General features: G+C 62.3%; 7 protein-coding genes (1 of these 7 only partly in view). 2 read left to right on the forward strand and 5 right to left on the reverse strand.

The genetic code is table 11. From position 1 onward, the window contains the following. Positions 1-386 precede the first annotated feature (386 nt). From IM733_RS20020 to IM733_RS20040, 5 genes are all read right to left on the reverse strand, one after another. A complete protein-coding gene (locus IM733_RS20020; RefSeq protein ID WP_248918171.1) occupies positions 387-1,880 on the reverse strand; it encodes an acetyl-CoA hydrolase/transferase family protein in 1,494 nt (497 codons plus the stop codon). A gap of 186 nt (positions 1,881-2,066) precedes the next feature. Then, positions 2,067-3,503 (reverse strand): NAD(P)(+) transhydrogenase (Re/Si-specific) subunit beta, encoded by a 1,437-nt coding sequence (locus IM733_RS20025; RefSeq protein WP_248918172.1) that lies wholly within the window; start codon positions 3,501-3,503, stop codon positions 2,067-2,069. A gap of 2 nt (positions 3,504-3,505) precedes the next feature. Continuing rightward, on the reverse strand, positions 3,506-3,820 hold the full coding sequence (locus IM733_RS20030; RefSeq protein WP_008097413.1) for an NAD(P) transhydrogenase subunit alpha: 315 nt from the start codon (positions 3,818-3,820) through the stop codon (positions 3,506-3,508). Positions 3,821-3,831: 11 nt separating this feature from the next. Then, positions 3,832-4,953 (reverse strand): Re/Si-specific NAD(P)(+) transhydrogenase subunit alpha, encoded by a 1,122-nt coding sequence (locus tag IM733_RS20035; RefSeq protein WP_248918173.1) that lies wholly within the window; start codon positions 4,951-4,953, stop codon positions 3,832-3,834. Between the two features lie 440 nt (positions 4,954-5,393). Continuing rightward, complete coding sequence (locus IM733_RS20040) at positions 5,394-6,293, reverse strand: LysR family transcriptional regulator (protein ID WP_248918174.1); 900 nt, start codon at positions 6,291-6,293, stop codon at positions 5,394-5,396. Positions 6,294-6,459: 166 nt separating this feature from the next. On the opposite strand from IM733_RS20040, the gene IM733_RS20045 reads away from it, so the two are divergent. Both IM733_RS20045 and IM733_RS20050 read left to right on the forward strand, forming a co-directional pair. Further along, positions 6,460-7,641, forward strand: a complete 1,182-nt coding sequence (locus IM733_RS20045; protein ID WP_213659072.1) for an acyl-CoA dehydrogenase — start codon at positions 6,460-6,462, stop codon at positions 7,639-7,641. A 15-nt stretch (positions 7,642-7,656) separates the two neighbouring features. Continuing rightward, positions 7,657-8,807 carry the 5' portion of a CaiB/BaiF CoA transferase family protein gene (locus tag IM733_RS20050; protein ID WP_248918175.1) on the forward strand. Its footprint extends 70 nt past the window's final position, so the window shows 1,151 of its 1,221 coding nt (coding positions 1-1,151); it begins with the start codon at positions 7,657-7,659; its stop codon lies beyond the right edge, outside the window.

Consider the following 8,807-nt stretch of genomic DNA (forward strand, 5'->3'; position numbering starts at 1 on the left):
GGGAGTGATTTAACTGGTGCCCATCTTCCTCCTCTGTTGTCCATAACAGTAGATACAGTTCGGTTGTAATACGATGGCTCAGTTAACTGTGTAACCCTACTGTTGCACTCGAAAGTGACAAAACTGTACTGGTCTGCACGATAACAGTGCGTTTTTTGCGGGGTTGAAGAAATAGCCAGGCAGTAAGCGTGATTTTTACCGGTACAGTAGAACAGTTTTCATAATTGTTTGATGAGGCCTCTGTAGGAGCGGCTTTAGCCGCGATTACCCGCGAAGCGGGTACCCGTCAGCGCATTGCGCGCTTCGCGGCTAAAGCTCCTACAGGGATTGTGTTCTGTTCATGATGCGGGGCAGGTCTGACCTGCCCCGCCCCGCGAGGTGGTGAGTCAGCCGACGAGCATGCGCCCGGTCTCTTCCAGATTCTCGTGCCAGCTCAAGGCCTCGCGCAGGATGTGCGGAGTATGGCCGCCGCGCTGGCAGGCGCGCTCGAAGTAGTCGTTCAGCGCGGCGCGGTAGTCCGGGTGCACGCAGTTATCGATGATCACCCGGGCGCGCTCGCGGGGCGCCAAGCCACGCAGGTCGGCCAGACCCACCTCGGTCACCAGGATGTCCACATCATGCTCGGTGTGGTCGACGTGGCTGACCATCGGCACCACGCTGGAAATCGCGCCGCCCTTGGCGATCGATTTGGTGACGAAGATCGCCAGGTGGGCGTTGCGGGCGAAGTCGCCCGAGCCACCGATGCCGTTCATCATCTTGGTGCCGCAGACGTGGGTCGAGTTGACGTTGCCGTAGATGTCGAACTCCAACGCCGTGTTGATGCCGATGATCCCCAGGCGACGCACCACTTCAGGGTGGTTGGAGATCTCCTGTGGGCGCAGCACCAGCTTGTCTTTGTAGCGCTCCAGGTTGCCGAACACATCGGCGTTGCGGCGGCTCGACAGGGTGATCGAGCTACCCGAGGCAAAGCGCAGCTTGCCAGCGTCGATCAGGTCGAAGGTCGAATCCTGCAGCACTTCGGAGTACATGGTCAGGTTCTCGAACGGCGACTCGATCAGGCCGCACATCACCGCGTTGGCGATGCTGCCGATGCCGGCCTGCAGCGGGCCGAGGTTGTTGCTCATGCGGCCGGCGTCCACTTCGCCTTTGAGGAAGGCGATCAGGTGGTCGGCGATGCCCTGGGTCTCGTGGTCGGGCGGCAGCACGGTGGACGGCGAGTCCGGCTGGTCGCTGATGACGATGCCGACGATCTTGGCCGGGTCGATCGGGATGGCGGTACTGCCGATGCGGTCGTCGACCTTCACCAGCGGGATCGGGGTGCGGGTCGGGCGGTAGGTCGGGATATAGATGTCGTGCAGGCCTTCGAGGTTGGCATTGTGCGACAGGTTGATCTCGACGATGACCTGCTTGGCGAAGATCGCGAAGCTGGCCGAGTTGCCGACGGAAGTGGTCGGCACGATGTGGCCCTGTTCGGTGATCGCCACCGCTTCGATGACCGCGATGTCCGGCAGGGTGAGCTGTTTGTTGCGCAGCTGCTCGACGGTTTCCGACAGGTGTTGGTCGATGAACATCACCTTGCCGTCGTTGATGGCCTTGCGCAGGGTGCTGTCGACCTGGAACGGCATGCGGCGCGCCAGCACGCCGGCTTCGGTCAATTGCTTGTCCAGGTCGTTGCCCAGGCTGGCGCCGGTCATCAGGCTGATCTTCAGCGGCGACTGTTTCGCGCGCTCGGCCAGTGCGTGAGGCACGGCCTTGGCTTCGCCGGCGCGGGTGAAACCGCTCATGCCGACGGTCATGCCGTCCTGGATCAGGCCAGCGGCGTCTGCCGCACTCATTACCTTGCTGTGCAGGGAGGACAAGCGGATACGATCACGGTACATGGATTGTTATCTCGGGCTACTGAGGCTACTGGAAGCGCAGTCTAGAGATTTCGCCTGGTGCCGTCCCGCGACCATGGTCGTAGGCGAAGGCCGGAAATAGAGCCGTTGATCTGGATCAAGCAAACGAAAAGGCCCCTGGGAATATCTCCTGGGGGCCTTATGCGCTTCTATATATAGAAGGCCAGGTCAGTCCACCGCCTTGACCATGTCCTCGATGACCTTCTTCGCATCACCGAACACCATCATGGTCTTGTCCAGGTAGAACAGTTCGTTGTCCAGGCCGGCGTAGCCGCTGGCCATGGAGCGTTTGTTGACGATGATGGTCTTGGCCTTGAAGGCTTCGAGGATCGGCATACCGGCAATCGGCGACTTCGGATCGTTCTTCGCCGCCGGGTTGACCACGTCGTTGGCGCCCAACACCAGCACCACGTCGGCCTGGCCGAACTCGGCGTTGATGTCCTCCATCTCGAACACCTGGTCGTACGGCACCTCGGCCTCGGCCAGCAGCACGTTCATGTGCCCGGGCATACGCCCCGCCACCGGGTGGATCGCGTACTTCACGGTCACGCCGTTGTGGGTGAGCTTCTCGGTCAGCTCCTTGAGCGCGTGCTGGGCACGGGCCACCGCCAGGCCGTAGCCGGGGACGATGATCACGCTGTCGGCGTTGCTCAGCAGGAAGGTGGCGTCGTCGGCCGAGCCGGACTTCACCGGGCGCTGCTCCTTCGAACCCTGCGCCGCGCCGGCATCGGTATCGCCGCCGAAGCCACCGAGGATGACGTTGAAGAACGAGCGGTTCATCGCCTTGCACATGATGTACGAGAGGATCGCACCGCTGGAGCCCACCAGCGAACCGGCGATAATCAGCATCGAGTTGTTCAGCGAGAAGCCGATACCGGCCGCCGCCCAGCCCGAATAGCTGTTGAGCATCGACACCACCACCGGCATGTCGGCGCCACCGATCGGGATGATGATCAGCACGCCCATGACGAAGGCCAGGGCCAGCATCAGGGTGAAGGCGCTGTAGTGGCCGGTGAAGGTGAACAGCAGCCCCAGGGTGATGGTTGCCAGGCCCAGGATCAGGTTCAACTTGTGCTGGCCGGCGAACTGTACCGGTGTGCCTTGGAAGAGGCGGAACCTGTACTTGCCGGATAGCTTGCCGAAGGCAATCACCGAGCCCGAGAAGGTGATGGCACCGATGGCTGCCCCCAGGAACAGCTCCAGGCGGTTACCGGTGGGGATCGGATCGCTGATGCTGGCGACGATGCCCAGTGATTGCGGCTCGAGCACCGCGGCGATGGCGATGAACACCGCCGCCAGGCCGATCATGCTGTGCATGAAGGCGACCAGCTCGGGCATCTTGGTCATCTCGACGCGCTTGGCCATGATCGAGCCGGCGGTACCACCTACCAGCAGGCCGACAATCACATAGCCAATGCCGGCGGTCGCGAGCTCGGTGCCGAGCTTGTAGATGAGCCCGACCGTGGTGAGGATCGCGATCCCCATGCCGATCATGCCGAACAGGTTGCCGCGGCGTGAGGTGGTCGGGTGCGAGAGGCCCTTGAGCGCCTGGATGAAGCAGATCGAGGCGACCAGGTACAGAAGCGTTACCAGATTCATGCTCATGCTTACTTCTGCGCCTCGTTCTTGGTTTTCTTCTTGAACATTTCCAGCATGCGGCGGGTGACCAGGAAGCCACCGAACACGTTGACCGCGGCCAGCGCCACGGCCAGGGTGCCCATCACCTTGCCGGCCGGGGTGACGGTCAACGCGGCGGCCAGCATGGCGCCGACGATGACGATCGCGGAGATGGCGTTGGTGACCGCCATCAGCGGCGTGTGCAGGGCCGGGGTGACGTTCCACACCACGTGGTAGCCCACGTAGATGGCCAGCACGAAGATGATCAGGTTGTAGATCCCGTGGGAAATCAGCATGTCTTCCATTGTCGTGCTCCTCAGCCGTTCTTGCGCACGACCTGGCCGTCGCGGCACATCAGGCACGCGGCGACGATGTCGTCTTCGAGGTTGATGACCAGGTTGCCGTCCTTGTCGAACAGCAGCTTCATGAAGTCCAGCAGGTTGCGGGCGTACAGCGCCGAAGCGTCGGCACCGACCTGAGCCGGCAGGTTGGTCGGCCCGACGATGATCACGCCGTTCGCTTGCACCACTTGGTCGGCGACGGTCAGCGGGCAGTTGCCGCCCTGGGCCGCCGCGAGATCGATGACCACCGAACCGGGCTTCATTTGCGCCACGGTCTCTGCGCTGAGCAGGGTGGGCGCCTTGCGCCCGGGAATCAGCGCGGTGGTGATGACGATGTCGGCCTGCTTGGCGCGCTCGTGCACGGCCTGGGCCTGGCGTTGCATCCAGCTGGCGGGCATTGGTCGGGCATAGCCACCGACGCCTTCGGCGCATTCGCGCTCTTCATCGGTTTCATAGGGCACGTCGATGAACTTGGCCCCCAGCGACTCGATCTGCTCCTTCACCGCCGGGCGCACATCCGACGCTTCGATCACCGCACCCAGGCGCTTGGCTGTGGCGATGGCCTGCAGGCCGGCGACGCCGGCGCCTAGGATCAGCACGCGGGCGGCTTTCACGGTGCCGGCGGCAGTCATCAGCATGGGCATGAAGCGCGGGTAGTGATGGGCGGCCAGCAGCACGGCCTTGTAGCCGGCGATGTTGGCTTGGGACGACAGCACGTCGAGGCTCTGGGCCCGCGAAGTGCGTGGCGCGGCTTCCAGGGCGAAGGCGGTGATGCCGCGTTCGGCCATCTTGCCGATCAGTTCGCTGTTGAAGGGGTTGAGCATGCCCACCAGCAGGCTACCGCTGTTGATCAGCGCCAATTCCTGGTCATTGGGCGCGACCACCTTGAGCACCAGCTGCGCGCCGAATGCGTCGGTAGCTTCACCTAGCTTGGCGCCCACGGCTTCATAGGCACTGTCCGGAATGCTGGCGTTGAGCCCTGCCCCCCGTTGCACGGTGACCTGATGGCCCTGGCCTACCAGTTTCTTGATGGTTTCCGGGGTCGCGGCGACCCTTGTCTCACCCGTCTGCGTCTCGAGAGGAACACCAATGTGCACGACTATGTCTCCTGCGGTGACCTTTATTGTCTTTATGGAAACCAGCGCACTTCGGGTGGTGCGGCTGGGCGGCCGTAGAGCACGACTCCGCCTGATTGGGGGGCGGGGGAGGCATTTTGCAGACGAACCTGAAGGCCTTCAACCAGTTCTGAAGCGAAACGAAGTTAAAACTACAAGTCACCCTGTGACCCTATGTCGCAACGAATCGGTAAGAAGCTGTCAAACTCGCGCTATCCGGAGCTTAGGAGAAATTTTGAAATTTTTTCCGCTGTTTTCGTCAACGGCTTGGTGAATGTCGCAAAATAAGCCGCAAAGCCGCGTGGTTACTAGGGTTGAAGCGAGTTTTCCGCGCAGTGAAACAGATTACGGATTTGCGACAAATCCATATATCTGTAGGTGTTTAAAATAATTGACTACGAGGTCAGCTTCCGTGTTATCTGTCAGTTCGTCGCCGTATAGTGCTGTGCCTGGGCCACCAGCCAGTCGCGGAAGGCCCGCAACGAGGCGGACTCGACCTTTCGCTCGGGGATCATCAGATGGTAGGCCTTGTCGCTGGCCAGGGCATGCCTGTTAGCGACCACCAGCCTGCCCTCCTCCAGCTCGCGCTGGATCAGGAACGGCGGGATCAGCGCGATCCCCATCTCGTGCATCGCCGCCTGGGCCAGCATGGAGAATAGTTCATAGCGCGGGCCGGTCATGTCGCGCTCCACACTCATGCCGAGACCGTCGAACCACTGCCGCCAGGCGTAGGGCCGGGTGGTCTGCTGCAGCAGGGGCAGTTCGGCGATCCGTCCCGCGTCGAGGCTGCCCTGCCCGCCCAGCAATGCCGGGCTGCACACGGGCATTGGGTTCTCACCCATCAGTCGATGCGCCTGGGTGCCGGACCAGTCGGCGTCACCGAAGTAGATGGCGGCGTCAAAGGGCGTGTCGGCGAACAGGAACGGGCGGGTGCGGTTGGTGAGGTTGACCGTGACTTCCGGGTGGCGTTGCTGGAAGTCCTTGAGGCGAGGCAGCAGCCACTGGGTGCCGAATGTCGGCACGACCGCCAACTCGATCACATTGGCACCCTGCTGGCGCATCACCGACAGCGTGTCGCGCTCCACCGCGTCCAGCTGCGAGGCCACCTGGCGGCTGTAGGACAACCCGGCTTCAGTCAACTTCACGCCCCGCCGCGAGCGACGGAACAGTTCCACATTGAGGAAGGCTTCCAGCCCACCGATCTGCCGACAGACGGCGCCCTGGGTCAGGGCCAGTTCCTGGGCGGCCTTGGTGAAACTCTCGTGCCGGGCGGCCGCTTCGAAGCAGACCAGGGCCGTGGTGCTGGGGATCTTGCGGCGCATGTACATCAACCTCACTTGTTCGCCGTGTAATGCGGCTTTTGACTGATTTCGGAGTGAGAAAATATCACTAAAGCGTGCGCAATCCTCGTTTGTCCCGATGGCTGAACAGGCCTAGGATCAATGCAACAAGAACATCCGTCCCCACCTTCTCTCGAGGAATCCACACATGGCCGGTAAAGCAAGCTTCAACTGGATCGACCCACTGCTGCTTGATCAGCAGCTCACTGAAGAAGAGCGCATGGTGCGTGACAGCGCTTATCAGTTCGCCCAGGACAAGTTGGCGCCACGTGTGCTCGAAGCTTTCCGCCATGAACAGACCGACCCTGCGATCTTTCGCGAGATGGGCGAAGTCGGCCTGCTGGGCGCGACCATCCCCGAGCAGTACGGTGGCAGCGGCCTCAACTATGTGTGCTATGGCCTGATCGCCCGTGAGGTCGAGCGCATCGACTCCGGCTACCGCTCGATGATGAGCGTGCAGTCGTCGTTGGTGATGGTGCCGATCAACGAGTTCGGCACCGAAGCCCAGAAGCAGAAGTACCTGCCCAAGCTGGCCAGCGGCGAGTGGATCGGTTGCTTCGGCCTGACCGAGCCCAACCATGGTTCCGACCCAGGCTCGATGATTACCCGCGCGCGCAAGGTTGAGGGTGGCTATCGCCTGACCGGCTCGAAGATGTGGATCACCAACAGCCCGATCGCCGATGTGTTCGTGGTGTGGGCCAAGGACGATGCCGGCGACATTCGCGGTTTCGTCCTGGAGAAAGGTTGGGCGGGCCTCAGCGCACCGGCGATTCACGGCAAGGTCGGCCTGCGCGCCTCGATTACCGGCGAAATCGTCATGGACAACGTGTTCGTGCCAGAAGAGAACATCTTCCCAGATGTCCGTGGCCTCAAAGGCCCGTTCACCTGCCTGAACTCTGCTCGCTACGGCATTTCCTGGGGTGCGCTGGGCGCCGCCGAGGCATGCTGGCACACCGCGCGCCAGTACACCCTCGACCGCCAGCAGTTTGGCCGCCCATTGGCCGCCAACCAGCTGATCCAGAAGAAGCTGGCCGACATGCAGACCGAAATCACCCTCGCCCTGCAAGGCTGCCTGCGCCTGGGGCGGATGAAGGACGAAGGCACCGCGGCGGTGGAGATTACCTCGATCATGAAGCGCAACTCTTGCGGCAAGGCGCTGGATATTGCCCGGATGGCCCGTGACATGCTCGGTGGCAACGGCATCTCCGACGAGTTCGGCGTGGCCCGCCACCTGGTCAACCTCGAGGTGGTCAACACCTATGAAGGTACTCATGACGTGCACGCGCTGATCCTGGGGCGTGCGCAGACCGGCATCCAGGCGTTCTATTAATAGAGGAGCCAGGCCATGGGTGCGCTTTCCCATCTGCGGGTGCTGGATCTTTCCCGGGTACTGGCCGGCCCCTGGTCCGGCCAGATTCTGGCTGACCTTGGCGCTGACGTGATCAAGGTCGAGCGTCCGGGCTCGGGTGACGACACCCGCTCCTGGGGGCCGCCCTTCCTGCGTGATGCCGAGGGTGAGAACACCAGTGAGGCGGCCTACTACCTGTCGGCCAATCGTAACAAGCGTTCGGTGACCATCGACTTCACCCAGCCGGAAGGTCAGCGCCTGGTGCGTGAGCTGGCGGCGAAGTCGGATATCGTCATCGAGAACTTCAAGGTCGGCGGGTTGGCTGGTTATGGGTTGGATTACCAGAGCCTGAAGTCGGTCAATCCCAAGCTCATCTATTGCTCGATCACAGGCTTTGGCCAGACGGGGCCGTATGCCAAGCGTGCGGGCTATGATTTCATGATCCAGGGGTTGGGTGGGCTGATGAGCCTGACCGGGCGCCCCGAGGGAGAGGAAGGCGCGGGCCCGATGAAGGTGGGGGTCGCGCTGACCGACATCCTTACCGGGCTGTATTCCACCGTGGCGATCCTGGCTGCTCTCGCCCACCGCGACCAGGCCGGTGTTGGCCAGCACATCGACATGGCGTTGTTGGATGTACAAGTGGCCTGCCTGGCCAACCAGGCGATGAACTACCTCACCACGGGTACCGCTCCCCGTCGTTTGGGTAACGCTCACCCCAATATCGTGCCTTACCAGGACTTCCCGACGGCGGATGGCGATTTCATCCTCACCGTGGGTAACGACGGGCAGTTCCGCAAGTTCGCCGAGGTGGCGGGTCAGCCGCAGTGGGCGGATGACCCGCGGTTTGCCACTAATAAGCAGAGGGTGGCTAATCGGGCTGAGCTGATTCCGTTGATTCGTCAGGCCACGGTGTTCAAGACCACGGCGCAGTGGATCGGTGAGCTGGAGACGGCGGGTGTACCTTGTGGTCCGATCAATGACCTGGCGCGGATGTTCCAGGACCCGCAGGTGCTGGCGCGGGGGTTGGCGGTGAAGATGGATCATCCGTTGGCGGGCAGTGTTCCGCAGGTGGCCAGTCCGATCAGGTTGTCGGAGACGCCGGTGGAGTATCGACAGGCGCCGCCGTTACTGGGGGAGCATACCGAGGC

Origin of the sequence: Pseudomonas entomophila, assembly GCF_023277925.1 — a bacterium.
Taxonomy (GTDB): domain Bacteria; phylum Pseudomonadota; class Gammaproteobacteria; order Pseudomonadales; family Pseudomonadaceae; genus Aquipseudomonas; species Aquipseudomonas entomophila_D.